The sequence below is a fragment of the Peribacillus sp. S4 genome (assembly GCF_046715815.1).
Taxonomy (GTDB): Bacteria; Bacillota; Bacilli; order Bacillales; family DSM-1321; genus Peribacillus; species Peribacillus frigoritolerans.
The window spans coordinates 4,149,908-4,173,398 of the sequence record NZ_CP175708.1; the positions used below are offsets into that span (position 1 = coordinate 4,149,908).

The following is a 23,491-nucleotide window of genomic DNA, read 5'->3' on the forward strand; positions in this document are numbered from 1 at the left end:
CGAAGCTGCATATATACTTGCATCGGGATGATACCCGCAATTAAAAACATCCTCATTTTAGAGAAATAAAAAAATAGCTATTGAGCAATTAAACAATAGCCATAAATTAAATTTTAGTTGAAAAACGGTTTCTTCGTCAAGTACTATAAAACGATTATACGCATAAAACAAAAACAAATAAATCATTTCATATTTTTGTATCGGTTATCAGCCTGTAACATGACGCGCATTTTCTCTTTCAGAACCACTGCAGCTACTTCGTTCCTACCAACAATTTCCCCATCAGACTGGATTTTCACTGACCCTTCATTCTTCATTTTTATCTTTTTACCGGAAAAAGAATCAACATTTTTAATGTTCAGGTGACCGCCCCATAAAACGGTGATGAAGACGGTCAATAATTTCAACAAAGGAATATCATGGACCGCAATCACGTTCAAACTGCCATCATCCACCTTCGACATCGGTGAAATTTTCATCCCGCCGCCAAAATAGGACTGGTTCGCAATAACGATGAACCAAACCTTTTTCAAAAAATGCCGGTCACCATCAATGATCAATTCCATGCAGCCGGGCTTGTAAGTCACTATCTTTTTTATAAAAATGAACAGATAAATTAATTTACCCGCTCTGATAAAATTAAACCATTTTTTCAGAGGGGAACGGTCCGCTTCATCGGAAATTTCAGCATCAATGCCCATTCCCAGGCTGTTCACGAAATACCCCATCTTGCCATTCGTCTCGAACTGTCCAATATCAATGGCACTAAAGGCATTATCCTGAAATAAAGAAAGTGCTTCTTCCACACTCTCGGTTTTTTGAATGCCCCTTACATAATCATTGCCGGATCCAGCCGCAAGGGAGCCGATGATAGCGTGAGGGAAACCAATGGCGCCATTTATCATTTCATTGATCGTGCCATCACCCCCGACAGCGATCATCCGGGTATCCTGCTTCGTCCCTGATAGGATCTCCTTCGTCATTCTTAGCGCATGCCCTTTTTCCCGTGTAAAAAACACCTCATGGGGAACAGCTTTTGATTGCAGTATTTTCTCGGCTTTTTTCCAAACCTTCAAACTCTCTCCATTTCCTGCCATTGGATTGACAATGAAATACACCGTTTCTTTAAGGTGCGGCATGCTGATTTCCATCCGTTTGGTTATACTCCGCTTCCCATTCAGGTCGCAGGCTGGGTGTAGTTTGGCAATGTTCAAGCAAAGCCTGTGCCCCTTTTAACTGCTGTGCCTTGAGCGGAGACGATATGGCCCGCATCCTTTCGAACCATTCCGGGAAGGTCCGTTTATCCAATATCGTAATATCATAAGGGGCTTCGGGATAATCGACATATCCATTCCGGGATAAAATCACCTTTTTAATCGGCATGTTCACTCCATATAGCTCAAATAACTGGGAGACGATGTTCGTCATCCGATTTGCACCAAGCAAAGGATTGAGCACCTTTTTATCAGGATGCTTATGATGCCTGCGGACCCAGAATCGTTCACTTGACCCGATGAAAGCAGCGTCTTCTTCCGCTTCCAGAAACGTGATGCACCATGCATCAACTGGGGTCAATAAAATGACTTCGACCTCAACAGGCGCATTTTTCAAAAGAAAGATAGGTTTATATAATACGAGAAACGTATCCGGAAAACGCTGCAGAAAAAAGCGGAGCCTCTCATCCAAAAAGAATGATTGGTCCACAAATGACTTTTCACGAAGCGTCGAACTCCCCCATTTCATTTGAAAACGAAGCAATTGATTTAAAAAATTTTGCTTTAATTCATCGAGACTGGCCGGCCGGAACGGAAATCTTAATGAAAAAACATTAGGATCTTCAATCCGGTTCGGCATCGGCAGTTCTTCCGCCCCTGACTCCTGTTTACCTGTCCGGAGGAATATGCCTTTCACCCTTTTAAACAGGCGCTTCGAATCTTCCTGAGGAGGATCAAATTTGACCTGTGTTTCACTTTCAGTATGTTCACTATACAACCGATCTAGCTCGCCCGCATTATAAGCAGCCTTCAATTTATCCCATTGCTGTTTTTTCAACCGCGCAAATTGTGTAGGATAACGATAAATATCCTGCTCATACCGGGAAATATAATCTTGCATCTTTATGAGCTGTGGCATGCGACCACCACCCATCTCTCTATTTTTGGAGGTTTATCGTGAAAACCTTCTCGTATGAAGGGGAAGCTCCAAGATGTGTTTGATATAACGCAACCTGGTCTGCTTCAAAATGCTTATCCTGCACATTCGCCATCTGGCGAACGCCCTCCAGCGAAAAGGGATTATCCCCCTCGAATTTTCTTGCCAGTGTAATATGAGGCTTAAACGGCTTTTTATCAAGTTCAAAACCCGCCTCGATACAGGAATTATAGACTTTCCTTTGAATGGCAAAAAGCCTTTCTTGCTGCTTGACGCCTGCCCATAGAATCCTTGGACTATCACTCTTGCCGAAACCGCCGATATCGCCCAGTTCCAAGCCGAATGAGGCCTCATTGGCAAGCTCGCTTCCCACACGCCCCAAAGCATCTTCTTTCAATGTATCGGGAGCATTGCCCAAAAATGCCATCGTAATATGATAATCGGCTGGATGCAGCCATTTCTTAAATGGAAAGTCTGGCTTTAGTTGTTCCGTAACAGCATTTAAATAGGCCTTAATATCATCAGGCAATACTAAAGCAAAGAAAAAATGAGTATTCATGTTCATTTCCATTCCTTCCTGTTTTCCCTTTAATTTTACCATAATTCCCATTGCCTATACCTTTTCCTGGGCTTCCTAATACATACTCCCTCCACAGGAATATCCCTAATCTACCATCCTATGAACAAAGCCCCTGACGGATCATGCGCAGGTCCGGAATGTATTTTTCAGGCTGGGTAGATTAACGAAAAAAACAGCAAAAAAGGACCAAAAATCGGTCCTGAATACTGGAGGCAAAAGAAGTACTATCCAAAGTTGATTGGAGCGGGTGCTCGAGACTCCTGCGGGGAAAGCGCGTCCAAGGGAGACCCCGCAGGTGCATAGGCACCGAGGAGACTCCCGGACCGCCCGCGGAAAGCGAGTGCCTGGAGGGGAAATCAACGGTCAAATTTTAAAAACCTGACTCAATTATTATCGAGTTTCAATCTAAAGGACCAAAAATCGGTCCTTCCCTGCCATTCCCATATTAGCTGAACAGTGTTTCGTAAAGCAGGAACAAGTTCAGTCCAATGATAAGTACAGCTATAAGCCAAGCGATGCTCGAGGTGATTTTATGGTTGACCAGGCTGCCCATGATTTTTTTATTGCTTGTAAACATGATCAATGGCACTAAGGCAAACGCGATGCCAAACGAGAGTACAATTTGGCTCATCACAAGCGCTTTGGATGGATTCACTCCCCATAATATTATGAGCAGGGGCGGGACGGTAGTAATGACCCTTCTTAAATAAATCGGAATATGTCTTTTAATGAACCCTTGCATGACAACATCACCTGTCATTACACCAACGGATGAGCTCGATAAACCGGCAAATAATAATCCTATTCCGAAGAACATCGCGACTGATGGTCCAAGCATGGCCCCGAATTGTTGATAGGCAACATCCAAGTCCTCCACTAGTGCTCCATTCTTATGAAATAGGGCAGCTGAAACGATGACCATGGCGGCATTGATCGCACCTGCAATCAACATGGCGATGACAATGTCAATTAGCTCAAAACGATAAATCCTTTTTCTTTCCATATCGTTCACTCCGACTATCCTTCTTTGAGTCAAAGAGGAATGAAGGTATATCGCATGTGGCATAACGGTGGCTCCAAGCATACCGGCCGATAGTAAAATGCTGTCCACTCCCTCGAATTTTGGAGTGAATAGTCCTAAAACAACGGCCGACGTGTCAGGTTTTGCATAAAAAACTTGAGCGCCAAAAGCTATCACAACGACAAATATCATGACCGTAATCAGGGCTTCGAATGTTCGATAACCCCTGCGCTGGATTTCCAGAATGGCAAAGGAACCAATCGCTGCAATGATTGCCGATGTGATTAACGGTAAGTCAAATAATAAATAAATCCCAAGTGCGGCTCCTATGAATTCAGCCAGGTCGGTTGCCATTATAACGGCTTCAGCCTGAATCCATAATAAGAAAGATGTTTTTTTCGAAAATTTTTCCCTGCATAGCTCCGGAAGGTTCTTTCCAGTGGCTATCCCCAACTTAGCTGATAGAGATTGGATTAGCACAGCCATTAAATTGGAGGCGAAGATAACCCATAATAACGTATAGCCATATTTAGATCCGGCTGTAATATTGGTCGCATAATTCCCTGGATCAATATAGGCAACAGCTGCTATGAAGGCAGGCCCTAGATAGGGAAGCAGTTTTTTTATTCCTCTCGAAGAAGATTGATGCAACACATCGGACATATCTATGTCAACTCCTTTTTATACGCAACTTAAATTGTTGCGACAGGTAAACTTTTTAGGTTATTAGCAAGTATATTCCTGGTTCTTGAAAATGTCAAAAAGGGAGGATTGCATATCGATGTAATTAACGTGATCGGGGATTCGGGGAAGGCCATCTCGCTTCCGGCTAACAGATAAAAAACCCCTTTGCCATTAGTGGCAAAGGGGCGTTACTCTATTTAATGGAACCGCATTGCTTCTCGATTTCCTCGGAAAACAGTTTCTGCAGTCTTTGAGTTATCGGACCGGGTTCCCCGGCTGCAATCGATTGGCCATCGATATTTATAATTGGTGTCACTTCGACGCTAGTGCTTGTATAAAGAACTTCATCGGCTGCCATCATGTCCTCGACCGTAAAGGCTTCTTCGACATAGGGAATCCCATGATCAGCGCAAAGCTTCAGCATCACCTGACGGGTAATTCCATTCAGGATCAAGTTTGTGGCCGGATGCGTTTTAAGTTGCCCATCCACCACGATTGATACATTTGACGAACTACCCTCCGTCACCGTACCATCACGATGCTGGATCGCTTCATCACAGCCGGCTTCCACCGCTTGCTGTTTAGCAATTATATTTCCCAGTAGATTTAAACTCTTGATATTACAGCGCAGCCAGCGTATATCTTCGGTGGTAACAGCATTGACCCCTGGCTTCATTTTGCCTGTATAAGGCATTTCCTTTGTATAGGCGACAAAGACCGGTTCCACCTCTGCAGTTGGAAAAGAGTGTGTACGCGCAGATACTCCCCTTGTCAGCTGCATATAGACGATACCGTCCTTCAGTTGATTTTCAGCGATCAGCTCTTTCATGCGGGTTTTGATTTCCGCTATGGCAAAGGGAACTTTCATCTGAATCAACTTCGCACTGTCCATCAGTCGGTTCAGATGCATATCCTCCGTAAATAATTCGCCATTATAAACCCGGATGACTTCATAGACGCCATCACCGAATTGATATCCCCTGTCTTCTATATCTACCTTTACTTCGGACCTGCTTTTAAGGTCGCCGTTAAAAATGATTTTTCCCATGTCTTTCTCCCTCTTTGCCTCTTATTTAGCCAATTCATGAATGGCACGTGCATAAATGGACGTAGCCTTAAGCATATCCTCAATATCAATATATTCATCTTTCTGATGCGCAATGTCTTCGCTGCCAGGGAAAAGCGGGCCAAATGCAACGCCTTCTTTCAATGAACGGGCATATGTTCCGCCGCCAATCGAAAGAAGCTCGGCTTTATCACCTGTCTCCGCTTCATACACTTCCTGCAACGTCTTGATCAAGAAGCTTTCACTGTCCACATAATGGGGAGTTGAATGCGAATTGGTCTTCACTTTCAAATTATATGCCGCAAGCCTTTCTTCCAGCGCCGCCTTTTGCCGTTCCCACTCAAACGTGACCGGATAACGCATGCTGAAACCGATCGAGCTGTCGCCTTGTTTAGAATAATTGAAAACGCCGGCATTGATCGTCAATTCTCCTGTTTGCTCATCCGAATAAGCCACACCTAAATTATTTCCGCGGGAATCTTCGAACAAACGATCCTTGATGAAAGTGAAGTAGGCTTTCGCATGCGGATCAAGAGTGAGATCAGCTAAAAATACGGCTAAATGCAGACCTGCATTTTTTCCGTTGTTCGGTTCCATCGCGTGTGCCGAGACACCATTCATTTCAAGCAGCACTTGATTTTTTTGCGGAACGGCTTGGCCCCCCAATGAGTACTTTTGCAAATAATCCTGATAGTTTGCCGCCACTTCAGCAGGTTTGTCCGTTTCCACGATAGCCGTCGCAAAATCCGGTACCATATTCGTCCTTCGACCTGAAGAAAACTCGATGACATTCACGTCTGAGTTCGTGCCATTTCCTGCATCGGCAGGATGGATAACCGAGAAATCCCAGATTCCTTTTTCCGCACTGATGATCGGGAAGTCAGCATCTGGTGCGAAGCCGATCGAAGGCATTTCCTCCACTTCAAAGTACCGGTCAACGCAGCGCCAGTTCGATTCTTCATCGGTTCCAATGATCATCCTCACACGTTTGTTCAAAGGTTCTCCTAGCTCCCGGACCAGCTTCATCGCATGATAGGCAGCCATCGTCGGCCCTTTATCATCGATTGCCCCACGGGCATATATGCGGCCATTGCGGATTTCAGCGCCAAACGGATCCGAACTCCAGCCATCTCCCTCAGGTACCACGTCGACATGGCATAATATCCCGATTAACTCCTCGCCTTCCCCCATTTCGATATGCCCAGCGACATTATCGACATTTTTCACAGTAAAACCGTCTTTTTCGCCTAATTGAAGCATGAAATCAAGCGCTTCCTTCACCCCTTTACCGAGTGGGGCCTCCTCTGTCGGATGTTCTTCATCAAGTACACTTTTTATTTTCAATAAGTTTTGTGTGTCCAGCAATAAATCCATTTTCCGTTTTTCAACTTCTTCTCGCCAATTCAATTCACTCAAAATATGACAACTCCTCTTTTATATATATTTTTCATTTTATCACTTTTACTACCACATTCGCCAAGCCTTGCTACCTATTCTTCGTATTCCCGCATTATTGCTAACATCAAACTACCGATAAAATCCTTACAAAAATAAAAAAACACCCTCTTTTATTAAAAAGAGGATGATTTCATTAGACTATCGTCATTCATTAACTCTGTTACTTTTCTGTTCAGTCTTGGGATATATAATGCTAAAAACAAAGAACGTCCTAAACTGAAAGCCAGGAATGCAAGCCATAAACCATGATTGCCATGATTGCTTACTGCTGCGAATTGGACTATTAAAAAAGCCATCAGTGCCAGAAGCATCGAGTTCCTTACTGGAACGGCTTCAGTCGCACCGGTAAACACTCCATAAAAAATGAGTCCGATAAAGGCACTGAATGGGAATAGGACTATCCAAAGTCCATATTCATGGGCCAATTTGATGACGCCGGGAATGTCCGTGAATAAGAGAATGACCTCATCGCTGAAAAGATAGTAAGATGCGGCAAGTATGAACGAGGCATACAAGCCCCACCGCGCCGAGAGTGAGAGTGTTTTTTTATAAAGGTTTATATCTCTCGAACCAATCGCCTTCCCGACCAGAAGACTTGACGCGTTCGCGAAGCCATCAAAGCAATAGGCCATCAGATAATGGATTTGAATGAGTACGGCATTGGCCGCCAGGGTCTCTGTCCCGAAAGTCGCTCCCTTGGCCGTAAAAAGATTGAAAACCGTGATCAGGCAAATGGTCCTGATGAATAAATCCCTGTTGACCACCATCATTTTTTTCAGGGAAGCCCGATCGAACCCCTCCCGGATTGAAAAAGAATCCGGTACGTTAACCGCTTTCCGGATGACCCACAAGCCCAGTAAAAAAGCGGAAATCTCTGATATCAGTGTAGCGGCAGCAACCCCTGATACAGACCATGAAAAAACATTAACGAAAACGAGGCATAAGATTATATTCATCACGTTCATGAAAACTTGAATGAACAAAGACGTTTTTATCCTCGATTTCCCCATTAACCAGCCTAAGATGACATAATTCAATAGAGCAAATGGCGCGCCCCATATCCTGATGCCGAAATAATCTGTGGCAAAGGCGGAAACATCCGATTCCGGACCGATTGCGCCTAACGATACATTCAAAATGGGCTTTTGGATCACGATAAAAAGCAGACCGATGATCGCTGCAATGAAAAAAGGCCGAATCAAGGCCATCAGGGTTTGCTTTTCATCCCTTGCCCCTTCCGCTTGTGCAGCGAAAGCAGATGTACTGACCCGAAGAAAACCAAAAAGCCAATACATCGTATTAAAAATTATGGTTCCGACAGCCACCCCGCCAATATAAGCGGGATCACTCAACTTTCCAACCACAGCCGTATCGACTGCACCGAGCAAGGGCGTACTCATTGTAGAAATCGTAAGCGGGATGGCCAAGGAAAGGTATACTCTGTTATTCATAAAATGATGACCTCCTATGTACATAAAAGTTCTGAAAAGTTAGGATTGGAATGTCGTTATAAAAAATTGTATTCAAAGTACAAAAATATTGCAGTATTTAATTTTAATCACTAGAATTGTACATATGGTGCTCCCCAACATGCATGAGATGCCACTACAAGATTACTTGTGGAACGTTTCAAATAGAACGGGTAAAACCCATTTTAAATCTGGATCATTTACTTATCAAAATTTGAAGATTGAAAGATTGATATCGCTTTCAACCCGCAGGGGTTATGGGAAGTACATTTTTATCCAGCAAGAAAAAGGCATTTCCCAAGCCGGAAAATAAAATACTTGACGGATTCTTGAAGGAGTTTTTAGTATTGCTCGTTGATAATATACCTTTTGAACTATGCTTGAATATATATTCTTCGTTATGACAACTAATTAGGAGTGATCATGATGGGAAGATTGACTGATAAAGTAGCCATTATCACTGGCGGAGCATCTGGTATGGGCAGGGAAATGGTAGACCTATTCACAAAAGAAGGAGCACAAGTCATTGCTGCCGATATCAATGAAAAAGCTGTAGCTGCCGTGAATGAACTCGATAACGTCCATGGTACTGTACTTGATGTATCTTCAGACGAAAGCTGGAAAAAGGTGACGGATGAAGTTATCGCTAAATTTGGCCAAATCGACATTTTGGTAAACAATGCCGGTATCTCAACGGAAAAAGGCATTAACGATACGACATTGGCCGATTGGCAGCTAATGTTAGGCATCAATGGATTTGGACCATTCCTTGGAATGAAACACGTTGTTCCTCACATGGCTAAAGAAGGTAAAGGCGCAGTTGTGAATATTTCTTCCTTTACAGCTCAAATCGGAATGGGCTTAAACTCTTATTCAGCTTCAAAAGGTGCCGTCCGTGCTATTTCCAAGGCTGCCGCAACGCAATATGGCCGCATGGGCGTCCGTGTCAATGCCGTATTCCCTGGTATCATCGAAACACCGATGACTCAAAAATTAGAAGAATCAAAAGAGTTAGTGAACCAAATGATCAAGGCCACTCCATTACAACGTTTGGGTCAGCCGGCGGATATTGCAAATGCCGTGCTTTATCTAGCATCCGATGAAGCTTCATACGTAACTGGTGCCGAGCTTGTCATCGACGGCGGATACTCCGCTCAATAATTAAAGCAGAAATGGAAAATCCCGCTTCTAATACTCAGAAACGGGATTTTCTGATTCAATAAAGAAATTTTGTAAGTTGTAATGAGTTAAGTTAACACACCGATGAAATAGCCAAAAGTCGTAAATACCAAACACCAGCTGAATGCCCCTGCTCCTGCAAAGATAAAATACTTTCGTTTCCCCATTCCATTCATACCGGAAATGTAACTGGCGAAGTGACGGACTCCTGGAATGAAATAGGCGATGATAATCGTCCATGGACCGTATTTATTGAACCATTTCTCCAATCTTTCCAACCTCGCGGGGGTCATTTTGATCCACTTACCATGCTTCCTCAAAAAAGGCTTCCCCACCTTTTTTCCGATGAAATAACTGACAAGCATCCCGGATATCGAGCCAAGGAAACTGACAAGGAAAGCTCCCTGGACATTCAAAACGGAAATGGATGACAAATAGCCGACAAAAGTCATCATGAACTCATCAGGTACCGGCAAGCCAATAATCCCAATCGCCAACAATCCATATATCGCAAAATAACCATAGTTTGATATTAAATCTTTTACTATATCCATCTAAAGTACTCCATCTCAGCACCCTTTATTAAAGTAATCCATTTTCTTATGCGGGCCTGGGTAACGTGATTACTTCTTTTTAATAGGATAACCTAATTTAACCCAAATGAGTTGATTTTCAAAAAAAAAATAGAAAAAAAAGAAGAATGGACACGTTTTTTGTTGAAATACCTGTATGGAAGTTTCCTCATTAAGGATGAAAATCGGCAACAATAAAAGCGGACTCGATACCCGAGTCCGCTTCTTCTTATTTCACAATCTTTATTTCATTGATCGGCCAATACACTAGATTCGCCTTGCCCACGATTTCATCGACGGAAATCGTGCCAATTTCACGGCTATCCAAACTATTTTGGCGATTGTCCCCCATAAGGAACAACTGGCCTTCCGGCACTGTCATGCTGCCTGTAATATCTTCGAGCTTGAAGGATTCAGTCAGCGGCACTCCTGATGGCATCTGATTCTTATATTTGTCCAAGTATGGTTCTTCATAAGCTTTCCCATTAATATAAAGCGTATCGTCTTTATATTCAATATGGTCACCTGGCAGACCGATAACCCTTTTTATATAATCTTTATCTACCGTTGCATGAAAAACGACAATATCAAACCGGTCTATATTATCGATATTCGTTCCAAACTTGGTAAGAACAATTCTTTCGTGGTCTTGCAGAGTCGGCATCATTGACTCACCGTCCACGACAATCGGTGCAAAAATATACGTTCGAATTAAAAAAGCTAGAATGACTGCAATCAATATCGCTTTTATCCATGAAAAAACTTCTTTTCTTTTTTCCAATCGAAGTCCCTCTCTCTGTTTTTTATTCATGCCATTATAACATAATCCTTTCATGATCACGTCATAGAAATACCCACATTTTACACATTGTCATTTACTTCCATTTTCCACGCTGGATTTCCATACTTTCCAACTCTATTTCCCTGCGCTGCATTTTAGTTGGACAAATCGCATAATATGTACGGACTTTCTCATTTATTTCACCCATTCGTTTCATTAATTCGGATTCAGTTCCATTCATTTTTTTCAATCGAACCAATTCGGCTAGCTCTTCGCGAATTTCTTTTTGCCATTTTATCCAAAGCGGAAGGAAGCCGGCATCCTTGGCCTTCGTCAAGAAGTTGTCATATATATTTCCCGACAGCGCAGACTCCGGAAGCGGTTTACCAAAGCCAGGATTATTCTTCAGCCCGCCTTCTCTTTCATATTCCTTGAAAATCTGATCCATCCAGTTCACATGCCCGTGTTCTTTGCCCATAAACAATCCCCCTTCAGATCACTAATCATTACATGTTTTTACAATTATAACATTTTTATCAATACCCACTCCACCCTTGGGGACACTTTCTACTATTATATAGGCCAATCTTTCAGCCAAACATATTCAGGCATCAAAAAATAATGAAAGTGAAGTCCATGGAAGCCTCCATTTTACGAACAAATGATTCGCCGGCACGAGTTGATCTAAAGTAATCATTTCAAGTTGATATCGCTGATTAGAATGATGTTTCGAAAACATCCTCATCACCTCAAGTTTTAATAGTTCTATATTAAAACAAAAAAGACTGTAGGCAAAAGGAGCCCTATCTGAAATATTAAACATAGTTGATTGGAACGGAAGGTGCGAGACTCCTGCGGGAATAGCGAGTCTAAGGGAGACCCCACAGGCGCAAGTGCGCCGAGGAGGCTCCCGGACCGCCCGCGGAAAGCGAGTGCCTGAAGTGGAAATCAACGTCCAAATTTGTACAAGCCAAAAAAAAATGTAGACAAACTCGATTTTCATCGAGTTTGTCTACATTCTGAAAGGATTTCCCTATTCAGGGAATCCTTTTTGGCCTTCTATTTAACGGTGATTTCCCTTTTTACTTCCGCCTTGTTCTTCGATTTATCCGTAACTGTGTAAGTCAATGTATAGGTGCCTTTTTTCTTCGTATTCACAGTCCCTGTTATTTTGATCTTACTTGTTAAGCTTCCATCAAGATTATCTTTTGCGGATACACCTGATTTAGGATTGAATGTCGAGTTATAGGCAATGGTTTTGCTCTTAGCACCGGAAATGACAGGCTTTGTGCTGTCTACCGTGATCTTTCTTGTGACTGTTGCAGTATTTTTCGATGAATCAGTGATTGTATACTTTAATGTATACGTACCTTTTTTCTTTGTATTCACCGTACCTGTCACCTTTATTTTACTCGTCATGTTGCCATCCAGGTTATCTTTCGCAGATACGCCCGATTCAGGGCTGAATGTCGAATAATAGCCAACGGTTTTACTATTGGCTCCCGTGATGACTGGCTTGGTGCCATCTATCGTGATCTTCCTTGTGACTGTCGCCGCATTTTTCGATGAATCTGTGACCGTATACTTCAATATATAGGTCCCCTTTTTCTTCGTATTGACTGTACCCGTCACTTTGATTTTACTAGTCAAATTTCCATCGGCATTATCCTTCGCACTCACGTTTGTTTTTGGATTGAATGAAGAATTAAGTTTGATGGTTTTGTTCCCGGTACCTGAAATCACAGGCTTGACTTGATCATAAACGGTTATTTTCCTTGTGACCTTGGAAACATTCCCAGCTTTGTCAGCTACCGTATAAGTCAAATTATAGGTGCCCACTTTCTTGGTATCGACCTTACCTTCAACTCGGATGACATTCGTTAAGTCACCATCTTTATTATCCTTCGCCTTTACGCCGGTTTTAGGATTGAAAGTTGAGTTGAATGGAATTGATTTACCGGCAGTCCCTGAAATCACAGGTTATTCGTATCCTAGATAGGTGCGACAATCGATAGCCTATTGGATAGGTAAGCCGATGAAACATACCCCTTAATCTTCCCGTCTTCCGTTTGTACGGGGTAAAAAACAAATTTATTTCCTTTAGATTCGTGATAGTTAAAATTCCCTGTGATGATCAAGCTTGTATTTGGTGGAACAGATACTGCACCTGCCGTAGTGCTTATTTCTTTCCTGATATTCGCGCTTGATGTCGTCACCACTTTGTCTCCAGCCTTGAACCAATAAACAGAGTCATGTGTTTGCTCTGTCAGTGTGTATACAAGATTTGTAAAGATGATATTTTCCGTGCTGTCCCGATCATATTGAAAGTCAGAAGTTTTGAATGGATATTTTGCCAGTTTTGTATCATTCAAATAACTTTGGTTTTCTATCTCAGCAAAAACTTCCTCTTGGTACGCATTCACATTTATTTTCCCGTTTTCCTGGTAAAGAGGACTGTTCACCGGTTTTGTCCCATTGTAAGCCATGACAGGGAAATACCAATTTTCGATGACCCTGCGCCCTGCACCTTTGATCTTGGGTAAATCCCTTCTTGAATACATACCACTCAGGACCTCGACGCCTACCCCGATATTGTAGACTATATCATTTTCCAGCTTTTTCTGCTCATACCCACTTTTATTGGTAAGCTGCATTAGACCGATACCGCCATCGCCGGATATAATCGGTTTACCGTCCTCATTAAATTGCCTCCAATCCCCGTTTTCCTGCGTAGCCACCGCTTTTACCACTTCAGGGGGGATTTCAGCCTCTATTGCCGCATTCGTCAGTAAGCAGTTGATCTGCTTATGGGAAGGATTTTCATTGGGTTGAATCTCACCGAATGATGAACACGCATTGGTTATTCCAGACTCCGCAAAAGCGTGTCCATTGAACAAACCGAGTGTTAAACAGGTCAGTGCCCCAACCTTCATTAAGGGTATCTTCATCGATCGAACTCCAGTCTATTTATATTTAAATCTATAATAATAGTAACATGATAGACTGGTGATTGCAGGTATAATAAGGTATTCCCCCCTAAAATATCCTTACAGTATAAAAGGAGCTTACCCGCATTAACGGGAAAGCTCCTTTGTTTTCAAATCACAAAACTATGTATGCTGCCGGATCATTCGATCACTTCCACCGTTTCCCTCGGCTTCCTTACAAGGCACATGATACCCGGTATGATGAAGAAGATAAGCGGCCAAACATGAAAAATCGTCAGAATGCCCGTAATGATCAATAAGATTCCGGCTCCCTTCGCCTTGCCGCCCTTTAATAGAAAGATAGCGATCAAACCGCCTGCCAAGGCAATGAACAGAGATATGATCCCAGCCCATAATAAGCCCATGAAAAATTTGACTGACATATCTATCTCAGATGAGGAAAACTCCTGAGAATCTGTCATTAATGAGTTGTCCACCATTTCTTTCAAATCGATACTGTTGAGATAGACGGCCGCTATGATCGTCACGATTAAAAAAATCGCGGCGATACTCACGCCTATGATACTTAATGCGTATTCCCATGTCCGTTTCATTTACTTCGCCTCCCTGGAAAAGTCACGTATATATAATACCCAATCTGTGAAGGAATAAAAGACTTTTATTCCTTACTCCTCAAAATTGAGTGTAAATGTGGTGAATTCGTCCAAATCCTTTAACCCCCCCCCTGCCTTGCCTTCATTCATCCTTCTTTTTCAATCGTTCATGTAATTCATCTCTTTTATTATCCAGGTTATTCATTTTTGTCATATGTTTTATAAAGAACGGACCGCCTTCACAACCATAACGAATAACAGAACAAGTAGGGCAAGGTAGAATAATTGTCATAAAACATCGCCAATATTAAACATGAAGTCACCTTCTGTCTTTGAATGAACCGGCCAATAAAAGCAGTAAGTAAGGGCTTTTCGTACTCCGTGATGTTCCGTAATTAAATGATAACACGATTGGCCCTAACACTGAACGCCAACAATATTAATAGAAGGTGAATAACGAAGCCCCGCAAAGGAAATAGACTCTGTTTTTATCAGAGCCTAAAAAACATTCCTATTCACGATCAAATCCACCAATTGTTCGACAGACGGTTCTTTCGGCATCATATCAGATGTAAATCCATAGACTTGAAGTCTATTGCCGGTACTTTCCCCGATCACCCCGATGGAGGCTTGTTTTAGCAGCGCTTCAACATCCACGTTTGCCTTGTCCCCATATTGCATCAGCATATCGACTGAATGCCGGTTTGAAAATAATACCGTTTCTACAGCTTTCCCATCAAGCATTCTCGGAAAGATTTCAAGGAATCTTTCATCGACAAATTTAGCGATTGATTGAATATAGTCTCCGTCCCCATGTGCCGGATCTCTAAGATCCCTTTTTCGATCTCCAACAACTAACAGTGTTCCGGCTTCCGGCATCCCGGATTTGAGCTCGGCCGTCAGACCCCGTTGCTGCAAAGCCTTTTTCGATTTCCTTGATAACACATATAGTTTAGAAGAAATCCGGCGGAAATCAATAGCTTGTTCAGTGAGTGAATCCAAGAATCCATGGACACTTTCAGGCGAAGTGAAGAGAATTCGATCATATGAAAGAAAAGCGAGCAGCTGACTTTCTTCTATTTTCACTTTTTCCGCATTCCATTTAGGAAACTCGATGACTTCGCCGCCAAGTTCATACAGGGCTTCCGCCAAGGCACTCTTTGCCGTCCCAGTCCGGGCCACTAAAAACCGTTGTCCATAAAGCGGCTTCCTTTCGAACCATTGCAGTTTTCCCCTTAGTGAAATGATATCCCCGACCAAGGTGATTGCAGGATTGCCAAGCGACCTTTCACTTACCCGTTCGACGATATCATCCAAGGTCCCCTCGACACTTTCCTGTCTTCCATAAGTGCCCCATTGAATGACGAGTGCCGGTGTATTCCCCGGCTTTCCATGATTGATCAAATTTTTGCGGATAGACGGAAGGTTGGCCACACCCATATAAAAGGCAACCGTATCTATACTCACAAGCCCATTCCAATCTATATCCTTCTTTGTTTGGTCATGGCCCGTCACCATCGCAAAGGAACGTCCGTAATCCCGATGTGTGACGGGAACTCCTGCGTACATGGATGCAGCAATGCTGGACGTAACCCCCGGAATGACTTCGAATGGGATTCCCTTATCTTTCAACGATTCCGCTTCCTCCCCGACTCTTCCAAAAACGGCAGGATCACCGCCTTTCAAACGGACGACCCGATGCCCTTCCAGTGCTTTGGAAACAAGCAGCTCATTGATTTCCCCTTGGCTGATGCCAGTAGTATAAGGTGTCTTGCCACAATATATCAATTCACAATCGAAGGCGGCAGCCTCCAACAGCTTGGGATTCAGCAATCTATCATATAAAATGACATCCGCTTTTTCAATCTCTTTTTGGCCTTTTACGGTAATCAGGCCTTCATCACCCGGACCTGCACCAACAAAATAAACCTTGCCCTTGGTCATGCCGCACTCACCCCTATCTGCTTGCCATTCCTTGATAATATTTCACCAGCTCCACCATTGCACTGCCCATCCGTTGATCTTCAGGATATATGACCCGCTCAATCCCTTCATCGATCACCACCTGCGCCGTTACCTTTCCGACCGCAAGAGCAATTACTTCTGATGCGAACAGGCCGACTATCTTATCCTCCACGCCTTGTTCACGGACAAATCTCATTAAATTTCGCGGCTGGGGTGCACTCGTGAACACAACCGAATCGATTTTGCCTTCAAGGATTTCTTGGATCAGCTGCTGCATCGTTTCTTTTTCAGGCGCTATATGTTCATATGGCAGGATTTCTTTATGTTCCACTTTTTGTTCATCCAGCCAATTCATCAAAAGAGGCGCCGGATCGCCGTGAAGCTGCAAAGCGACCTTTACACCTCCAGGCAGATGGCCTTCCAGATTGCGAACAAGCCCTGCCGTACTGCCATCATCATCACGGATTAATGGCTGCAGGCCAAGCTTTTTCAGCATATTAACCGTTTTATAGCCCCTAGCTGCAATTTTCATAGACTGCAAAGCCTCTATGAAACGCTCTCCCGCTTCCATCTTCACTGCCGTTTTATATAATAATTCCGTCCCCACTCCCGTCGTGAGAATGATCCAATCGAACTCCCCTGCCATCAAACGGGTGACATCCTCTTCCAAATGGGAATCATCAAGGAAAACCGTCCCCTGTGCCGGGCGAACAAGCGGGACTCCCCCAAGATTTTGAACGATTTTACTAAGTTCTTCCGTCTTCCGCGCCCCCAATAAAGCAACGGTCCTGCCATTAAGCTTACTCATCCATGTCCCTCCTATATGTACATTCAATTAAATCCATCTCACCCATTATACAAATTTTCAGTCTATGAAACTATAAAAAACGAATTCCATATCAAAAACAACGCTTTTTCTTTCTTTTAGCTTATATAAATTCAGTGGAAAGAGGAATTAGCAGCATTTTGCTTTTCATAAGTCCCGCCCTCATGATTTTGGAGCAAATACTCGTGAGTTTTGGGCTTTTACTCGTAAGTTTGGAGCAAATACTCGTGAGTTTTGGGCTTTTACTCGTAAGTTTAGAGCAAATACTCGTAAGTTTTGGGCTTTTACTCGTGAGTTTCCAAAAAAGCAAAACATAGCCTGCTTCAAATTCCTCATGCTACCTTTTCTAGCCAAAAATAAAGCTGCCACATCAGGACAGCGATTTTCACGATTTAACCTTTTGTTAATTCTTATTTATCGCCCTTTGGGCAATATGCTCCAGTTCTTTTTTTACAAAAACATCATATTGAGTGGTTTCATGGCGATTCTGAAAGTTTTCAGTGCCTAAGTTCATAGGCGTTTTCGTTTTGAAGGGTATCCCTTCCCTTTCCAATTTCGCAACCGCCTTATAATAATTCTCATTCCCGAATGCTGTATAAATACATGTCCAATATTTATAGGAAATTAGTTTGACAATTACTATACACGCAATCACGAGGACTAGTATTCCAATCATTATATACATCCTTTAACTCCCTTTCATTTCGGACTTTTTTTGGAAAAGCCATCCTGTACACTATATTCTTTGCCATACATGACATTTCCTTTTTAAGTAAAAAAAGGAGACCCCAGTTTGGGGTCTCCTTCTTCATCTTCTATTTTTCCTTTACGTTACAAGAACCGTCCGTACAAGCGTCGCCTGTTGCTGGATCATTCACGATCGTAAGCGGATTTTCCTCAGCCCATACTTTTTTTAGCGTATCGAGGAATGCTTCCGTTGGCTGGGCGCCGGAGATTCCATATTTGCGATTAATGACGAAGAATGGGACGCCTGTAATGCCAAGCAGGCTTCCTTCTTGCTCATTTCCCCTAACCTCTGCCGTGAATGCCGTTCCTGCCAGCATGGACTCCGTCTCGGACTTTTCAATGCCAACCTCTTCTGCCAAACTTGCCAATGTAGCGTGATCGCCAATATGTTTGCCTTCCGTAAAGTAAGCTTTAAATAGGCGTTCATTCATTTCTTTCTCTTTACCTTTTGATTCAGCAAAGTGCATCAAGCGGTGGGCATCGAACGAATTCGTTAAGACCACTTTGTCCAAGTGATAATCGAGACCCAATTCTTTAGCCTGTTGAGTCAGGTTTTGGCTGTTCGCTTCCACCTGCGCTTGAGACATGCCGTATTTCTTGGCCAGCATTTCATTTTGAGTCATATTGATATCCCGCTCAGCCTCTGGGTTCAACTCAAAACTGCGAAATGAGACCTCTACCTGATCTTTATTTTCAAACTGCTTTAACGCCTCTTCGAACCGACGCTTACCTATATAACAGAACGGACATTGATAATCCGACCAAATTTCCACCTTCATGTAAATACCTCCTCGTTTTAAATGCAATCGCATTAAGCACATTATATAATCCTGGGTATCCTCTTGCAAGGATATTAGCCCAGACACTCATTTTCAAAATTGGTGAAGTCGACTTTTTTCATGAATTCTTCCAATGTATAGCCCTTTAGCAGGCGCAATGTTTCCTTTTCGGCTTCGTTCATGATTTCCTCCAAAGCCGTATCCAGCTGCTTCCCGACCTCTCCGCATTCGCTCGTTTCCATACAAACAAGACATTCCGGCCGTACCGCTTGATACACATCCGCCAAAGTAAGCTGAGAGGCAGGCACCTTCAGACTATAACCGCCTTCCCTTCCTTCCTTTGTTTCGACGATCCCCTCAGCTGCAAGCTGTGCCATCACCCTTCTTAAAAAAGTGGCGTGTGACTTCACCTTTAAGGCGATTGCCGAACTTGTCAGGAGCTTTTCGCTTTGCGCGAGCCAAACCAAAGAGTGAATGGCAATGGCAAAGCGCGGCGGACCAATTTGATTGTTTCGATTACTTGAAGACAAAATTATCCCCCCTTACACTCTTATCCATGGTAAGGCCATTATACTATGTTACGTGCTCCCGAACAAATGGCGCCATTTCTCGATTTTCCGCCCGCAGCGCACGATTTTCCAGCCGTTTCCGGGTTCGGCAAAATAATATATCCTTTCGGCACCAAAACCCGGCAAAACATCCATTTGCCGGGTTTTTCAATACTACTGAATGATTTGTACATTTTCATATAAATAAGCTTCTTCCGGTGCCTTTATTTTCTTCGATCCTTTTAAATCGATCACCGGTACGGGTTCCCCTTTATAGCTTCCTTTTTTTAATGTCCCTGTAATCGTATACCAATCATTCGTCTTCATTCCTTCCACGTTCCCGTTGACCATATATCCATATAACGTCGCATCGACCACACAGCAGGACATGGAGAGGCGGGAGATGGCCATTTGTTTTTTCGTGAATGTATCCTCACGGTATATGAACCCCGAAATCTCTATCTCCTTCCCTTTGATCGTATCGAGGTTGTTCAGCAAATCATCCAGCACTTCAAAATAATTATCATCGGTTACGGAGATTTTCTCCCCATTCGCATGTTTCCCGGAATCATATGAACTTACCATCTGTGCCTGCTGCTTTGCCATCCCCCTTTTCGCCAGCGCTTCCCCGCTTAAAGTAAAATCGGTCAGGATGAAGCCCAGAAGAATCGGAAGGAAGAACAAACCATATTTCAGGACCGAAGACTCCCCATTCGATCCGCAATCACAATGTTGTTCACTTTGTTTTTGTTTTTTCATTCGGAGAAGGCTGATCACTAAAAAAGCGAAAAGTGCCGCCAATGCATATGGAACCATTTTGGGTGCGATCAATTTCGTTAAATATCCTGAAACATACAATTTAAAGATCATGAGACCCAATCCCAGCAGCAGCAATCCTTCAAGTCTTTGGATAAAAAAACGTTTCATCAGAAGCCCCCCTTACTGATCAATCCTCCTGCAATCAGGCAGAGGCTGAAGACGACTGCGAAAATAAGCAGGACATACGTGACGACGAAGCTCCGTTTAAAACAAGACATCATGATCAAAACATTTTTCAGATCCAGCATGGGGCCAAATACAAGGAATCCCAGTATGGAGCCTGGCAGAAAACTATGGGAAAAGGAGGCCGCAACGAAGGCATCAGCCGATGAACAGAGTGAAAGCACAAACGCAATTCCCATCATCAACGCCGTGCCTATTATTGGCGCCTGACCAATATCGGCCATTACGGACCGATCCATGAACACCTGAAATACACTGGCAAACAAGGCTCCGATGATAAAGTATCGGCCGACCATAAAAAACTCCTGCGAAGTATGATCAATGAAGCTTGTCCATTTACTGGACTGACTATCATGTACATGCCCTTGCACCAGTTCCAGCTTGTCCTCTTTCACCACATCTTTAGTGCTGAATATATGAATGAATAAGCCTGCGATTATGGCCGTCAGGACACAAAGAATGATTCTTCCATATAGAATGGACGGATTATTTTGGAACGCATAATAAGTTGAGCCGAACACGATGACATTCAATATTGGGGCTGTTACGAGCAAGACCACACCTGCATGGACCGGGACACCCTTTTGAATCAATCTCCGGACGACCGGGATGATTGCACATTCGCAAACCGGAATGATCAGCGCCGCGGCTATCGCGGCAAAAATGGCCGTCAGGGGTCTTTTGGGTATCATCCGCTGAATGATTTCTTCACTGATGAACAACTGGATGAATGATGAAGCAATGGCCCCCAGGAACAGGAAAGGAATCGATTCTAAAAACAATCCCAAAAACACGACGAGCACTGAGTGAAGCATCGGGTAGTCCGAGAAATCAATTGCTTTGGGAACGAACACATCGCCTAGAAAAAAGAATGCCAGCAGCAAAAACAGCAGAATCAATAACAGCAAATTTCCCGCGTAGCGTTTCAAAAGCATATTTAACCACCTCGCAAATCATAATTATTACGATTTAAGTTTGGATTCGGTCTAGTATATGCTTTTGATAGGGTGAAAAGAACAAGAAAAAAGAGAATGGAAGACTTCACCACCCTCATTTATTCCTTCGATATAGATCCCTGCTCTTATAACCTTCTCCTAAAATCGTTTTCATTTCCTGGCGCCGTTTCACTTGTGTCGCCTCTTGTTTTGCACTATACACATAACGGGCCCAATCCTTGCGATACCCTGGCGTAAGTGATTGATAGAACGCAAGCAAATCAGGGGAATCCTGCAAATCTTTCTCAATTTCAGAAATCATGCCGATATAATCATCTACCGATTGGCTTGCTTTGGCAGAGGGACGGTTTCTATTTTTTGAGTCTTCTTTAAGTCCGACTACCGTAAAGACATCATCCAACCCAACCATACGCGCAAACTTCAGGTCACTCGAGCCAACATACCCTTCATCATCCGCACCAAGGCCCTGCATCAGATCATCACGATGAATATATGTAGCATATTCTTTATTCCCCTTCTTGGGGTAAGCCAAAAAAATATAGCCGTTTTTACTTAAATGATTTTTATCGATCACCTTATCCACGATTCTCTTTAAAGAATCCATATCCAATACAAAGGCAAATATAAGATCATAGGCACTTTCATTAAGCTTTGTATCGTAATCCGGCAGCTCTGCTAAATAATCCGCCCCGGCTGGCTGATTCAGGACTGCCACCCGTTCATATTTATGTAAATTCAGTTTTTCAACTATTGTTTTAGCCATTGCATTCACCATCCAGCCCTGGTTGATTTTTTCTACCTTCAGTTTATAAGCTTCCCATTGCGTTAGCAACTTTTCTCTAGATAGTATAAAAATCCAAAATTCGATGTGGAAACCTTCCGTATCTTTTCATATAATCATTTCTAGGAAAATATTAACTGTGCTATAATTCAGATATAATAATTTCCAATGTCCAGCATCTATAGATTCTTTTCCCTTTGAATGCCAGCTTCATTTTTCGGTTCATTAGCGGAGGCCCTAGGCGCAATATTCTAAGTAGGCATAAACTCAACTTTTTTGCATAGGCATGATAGGGTATCAAAGCTCCAGAAAAAATGCAGTCCCTGGAAATATAGACTTGACTCCAGATTTGCATTTCTTCCCAAAATTATGAATACCAATGAAAAATGTCTTTTCGTTGTACTATAAGAGATATCTTTTAACACTCTTCATTAAATAGAAACCATGCTTCAAAACATAGTGTCGCACTCCTTCAATCATCATGAATCCACTTTAAATCAGGTGTTTTTCCCGTAGTTTTTATGCATTCTTTATGCAATCAGATATCCCTTTTTTTCCTATTTCAAAAAATTCAGTGATGCTTTCATATGTGGGTGTCACAAAAGGGGAGTTCTCATGAATTATATCGAGTATGATTTGCTATTTGAATCAAGAAAACAGTTAATTGAGGAAATTACGGAGTTGGATGAAAAAACGCTCCACCATAAGCCTGTGCCTGAAGTATGGAACATCGCCCAAATTTGCCATCATTTATATCTTACGGAACAGGTTTTTACAGAAGTTATAGCAAATGGCATTCGGGAAAGGGATTTTAATAATATCATTCAAAAAAACATTTACTTCGTTACTGATAGAACAAGGAAATTCTCATCCCCTGAGGCCATTTCACCCTCTTCAGCCCCATTTCAATTATCGAGCCTCATGGATTTGCTGGCAGAATCAAGGGATCGATTATTACAGGTTCTTTATGATATGGATTCAGATATCCTGTTAAATAGAAAGAAAGCCAAACATCCCCTGTTCGGGGACCTCTCATTGGATCAATGGATTGAGTTATTATCCTTACATGAACAAAGGCATATCAAACAGATTCAAGAAATAAAGACCGCCCTTATATAAGCCTTTCATGACAAATTAAATAATCAGTAGGAGACTTTTCAAACAAAGAGACCACGTCATTTTGTGGTCTTTTTTCATGCATGCTATGAAACGATCGTGACTGTCGGGAGCTGCACCAATTGGATAGATTGGCAGAGCCCATATTTCCCTAGCCAGCATTCTAGTATCAAGATGATACTTTTAGTTTCCTTTTGATTTGTGTTGCGAAGATTTCAAGACAGATTGCGACGATCAGGATAAAATATGTTTTAGTTTCAAGCTAACAT

General features: G+C 42.7%; 23 protein-coding genes. 2 read left to right on the forward strand and 21 right to left on the reverse strand.

Annotated elements, in window-relative coordinates; all coding sequences use genetic code 11:
* Positions 1-182 precede the first annotated feature (182 nt).
* The 7 genes from ACJ9PY_RS19680 to ACJ9PY_RS19710 all read right to left on the reverse strand — a co-directional run bounded on the left by ACJ9PY_RS19680 (position 183) and on the right by ACJ9PY_RS19710 (position 8,411).
* The gene (locus ACJ9PY_RS19680; RefSeq protein ID WP_411738784.1) at positions 183-1,214 is read right to left on the reverse strand and encodes a diacylglycerol/lipid kinase family protein; all 1,032 of its coding nucleotides are present in this window, start codon (positions 1,212-1,214) and stop codon (positions 183-185) included.
* The gene (locus ACJ9PY_RS19685; RefSeq protein WP_411738785.1) at positions 1,126-2,133 is read right to left on the reverse strand and encodes an NERD domain-containing protein; all 1,008 of its coding nucleotides are present in this window, start codon (positions 2,131-2,133) and stop codon (positions 1,126-1,128) included. The genes ACJ9PY_RS19680 and ACJ9PY_RS19685 overlap by 89 nt, the downstream gene beginning before the upstream one ends.
* Before the next feature lie 19 nt (positions 2,134-2,152).
* Positions 2,153-2,716 (reverse strand): RNA 2',3'-cyclic phosphodiesterase, encoded by a 564-nt coding sequence (gene thpR / locus ACJ9PY_RS19690; RefSeq protein WP_411738786.1) that lies wholly within the window; start codon positions 2,714-2,716, stop codon positions 2,153-2,155.
* Between the two features lie 460 nt (positions 2,717-3,176).
* On the reverse strand, positions 3,177-4,415 hold the full coding sequence (locus ACJ9PY_RS19695) for an Nramp family divalent metal transporter (protein ID WP_264639197.1): 1,239 nt from the start codon (positions 4,413-4,415) through the stop codon (positions 3,177-3,179).
* A 214-nt stretch (positions 4,416-4,629) separates the two neighbouring features.
* A complete protein-coding gene (gene dat, locus ACJ9PY_RS19700) occupies positions 4,630-5,484 on the reverse strand; it encodes a D-amino-acid transaminase (protein WP_411738787.1) in 855 nt (284 codons plus the stop codon).
* Between the two features lie 21 nt (positions 5,485-5,505).
* Positions 5,506-6,918: a dipeptidase PepV gene (gene pepV / locus ACJ9PY_RS19705; RefSeq protein WP_411738788.1), complete on the reverse strand. Its 1,413-nt coding sequence runs from the start codon at positions 6,916-6,918 to the stop codon at positions 5,506-5,508.
* A 155-nt stretch (positions 6,919-7,073) separates the two neighbouring features.
* Positions 7,074-8,411, reverse strand: a complete 1,338-nt coding sequence (locus ACJ9PY_RS19710; RefSeq protein WP_411738789.1) for an MATE family efflux transporter — start codon at positions 8,409-8,411, stop codon at positions 7,074-7,076.
* Between the two features lie 444 nt (positions 8,412-8,855).
* On the opposite strand from ACJ9PY_RS19710, the gene ACJ9PY_RS19715 reads away from it, so the two are divergent.
* A complete protein-coding gene (locus ACJ9PY_RS19715) occupies positions 8,856-9,590 on the forward strand; it encodes an SDR family NAD(P)-dependent oxidoreductase (protein WP_057276749.1) in 735 nt (244 codons plus the stop codon).
* 86 nt (positions 9,591-9,676) lie between these two features.
* Here the strand turns inward: ACJ9PY_RS19715 and ACJ9PY_RS19720 are convergent, their stop codons facing one another.
* The 14 genes from ACJ9PY_RS19720 to ACJ9PY_RS19785 all read right to left on the reverse strand — a co-directional run bounded on the left by ACJ9PY_RS19720 (position 9,677) and on the right by ACJ9PY_RS19785 (position 22,088).
* Positions 9,677-10,162 carry a DedA family protein gene (locus ACJ9PY_RS19720; protein ID WP_098369910.1) on the reverse strand — a complete coding sequence of 162 codons (486 nt, stop codon included), beginning with the start codon at positions 10,160-10,162 and terminating at the stop codon, positions 9,677-9,679.
* Between the two features lie 247 nt (positions 10,163-10,409).
* On the reverse strand, positions 10,410-10,961 hold the full coding sequence (gene lepB, locus ACJ9PY_RS19725; RefSeq protein ID WP_223255759.1) for a signal peptidase I: 552 nt from the start codon (positions 10,959-10,961) through the stop codon (positions 10,410-10,412).
* 94 nt (positions 10,962-11,055) lie between these two features.
* Positions 11,056-11,439, reverse strand: a complete 384-nt coding sequence (locus ACJ9PY_RS19730) for a DnaJ family domain-containing protein (RefSeq protein WP_411738790.1) — start codon at positions 11,437-11,439, stop codon at positions 11,056-11,058.
* A gap of 581 nt (positions 11,440-12,020) precedes the next feature.
* Positions 12,021-12,938, reverse strand: coding sequence for an immunoglobulin-like domain-containing protein (locus ACJ9PY_RS19735; protein ID WP_411738791.1), 918 nt, complete (start codon positions 12,936-12,938; stop codon positions 12,021-12,023).
* A 14-nt stretch (positions 12,939-12,952) separates the two neighbouring features.
* Positions 12,953-13,909 carry a transglycosylase SLT domain-containing protein gene (locus ACJ9PY_RS19740; RefSeq protein WP_411738792.1) on the reverse strand — a complete coding sequence of 319 codons (957 nt, stop codon included), beginning with the start codon at positions 13,907-13,909 and terminating at the stop codon, positions 12,953-12,955.
* Between the two features lie 179 nt (positions 13,910-14,088).
* Positions 14,089-14,502: a DUF4064 domain-containing protein gene (locus tag ACJ9PY_RS19745; protein WP_057276751.1), complete on the reverse strand. Its 414-nt coding sequence runs from the start codon at positions 14,500-14,502 to the stop codon at positions 14,089-14,091.
* Between the two features lie 498 nt (positions 14,503-15,000).
* Positions 15,001-16,446, reverse strand: coding sequence for a uroporphyrinogen-III C-methyltransferase (gene cobA / locus ACJ9PY_RS19750; RefSeq protein WP_411738793.1), 1,446 nt, complete (start codon positions 16,444-16,446; stop codon positions 15,001-15,003).
* A gap of 13 nt (positions 16,447-16,459) precedes the next feature.
* On the reverse strand, positions 16,460-17,275 hold the full coding sequence (locus ACJ9PY_RS19755; RefSeq protein WP_411738794.1) for a uroporphyrinogen-III synthase: 816 nt from the start codon (positions 17,273-17,275) through the stop codon (positions 16,460-16,462).
* A 421-nt stretch (positions 17,276-17,696) separates the two neighbouring features.
* Entirely contained in the window at positions 17,697-17,969 is a 273-nt protein-coding gene (locus ACJ9PY_RS19760; RefSeq protein WP_057276754.1) for a hypothetical protein, read from the reverse strand.
* A gap of 139 nt (positions 17,970-18,108) precedes the next feature.
* Entirely contained in the window at positions 18,109-18,819 is a 711-nt protein-coding gene (locus ACJ9PY_RS19765) for a DsbA family oxidoreductase (protein WP_063575454.1), read from the reverse strand.
* Between the two features lie 74 nt (positions 18,820-18,893).
* Entirely contained in the window at positions 18,894-19,349 is a 456-nt protein-coding gene (locus tag ACJ9PY_RS19770; RefSeq protein WP_052137319.1) for an RrF2 family transcriptional regulator, read from the reverse strand.
* Between the two features lie 192 nt (positions 19,350-19,541).
* Entirely contained in the window at positions 19,542-20,294 is a 753-nt protein-coding gene (locus tag ACJ9PY_RS19775) for a TIGR03943 family putative permease subunit (protein WP_411738795.1), read from the reverse strand.
* Positions 20,294-21,304, reverse strand: coding sequence for a permease (locus ACJ9PY_RS19780; RefSeq protein WP_278089135.1), 1,011 nt, complete (start codon positions 21,302-21,304; stop codon positions 20,294-20,296). Before ACJ9PY_RS19780 ends, ACJ9PY_RS19775 begins: the two co-directional genes overlap by 1 nt.
* A 115-nt stretch (positions 21,305-21,419) precedes the next feature.
* The gene (locus ACJ9PY_RS19785) at positions 21,420-22,088 is read right to left on the reverse strand and encodes a YdeI/OmpD-associated family protein (protein ID WP_063577650.1); all 669 of its coding nucleotides are present in this window, start codon (positions 22,086-22,088) and stop codon (positions 21,420-21,422) included.
* 633 nt (positions 22,089-22,721) lie between these two features.
* On the opposite strand from ACJ9PY_RS19785, the gene ACJ9PY_RS19790 reads away from it, so the two are divergent.
* A complete protein-coding gene (locus ACJ9PY_RS19790; protein WP_057276759.1) occupies positions 22,722-23,225 on the forward strand; it encodes a DinB family protein in 504 nt (167 codons plus the stop codon).
* Positions 23,226-23,491 lie beyond the last annotated feature (266 nt).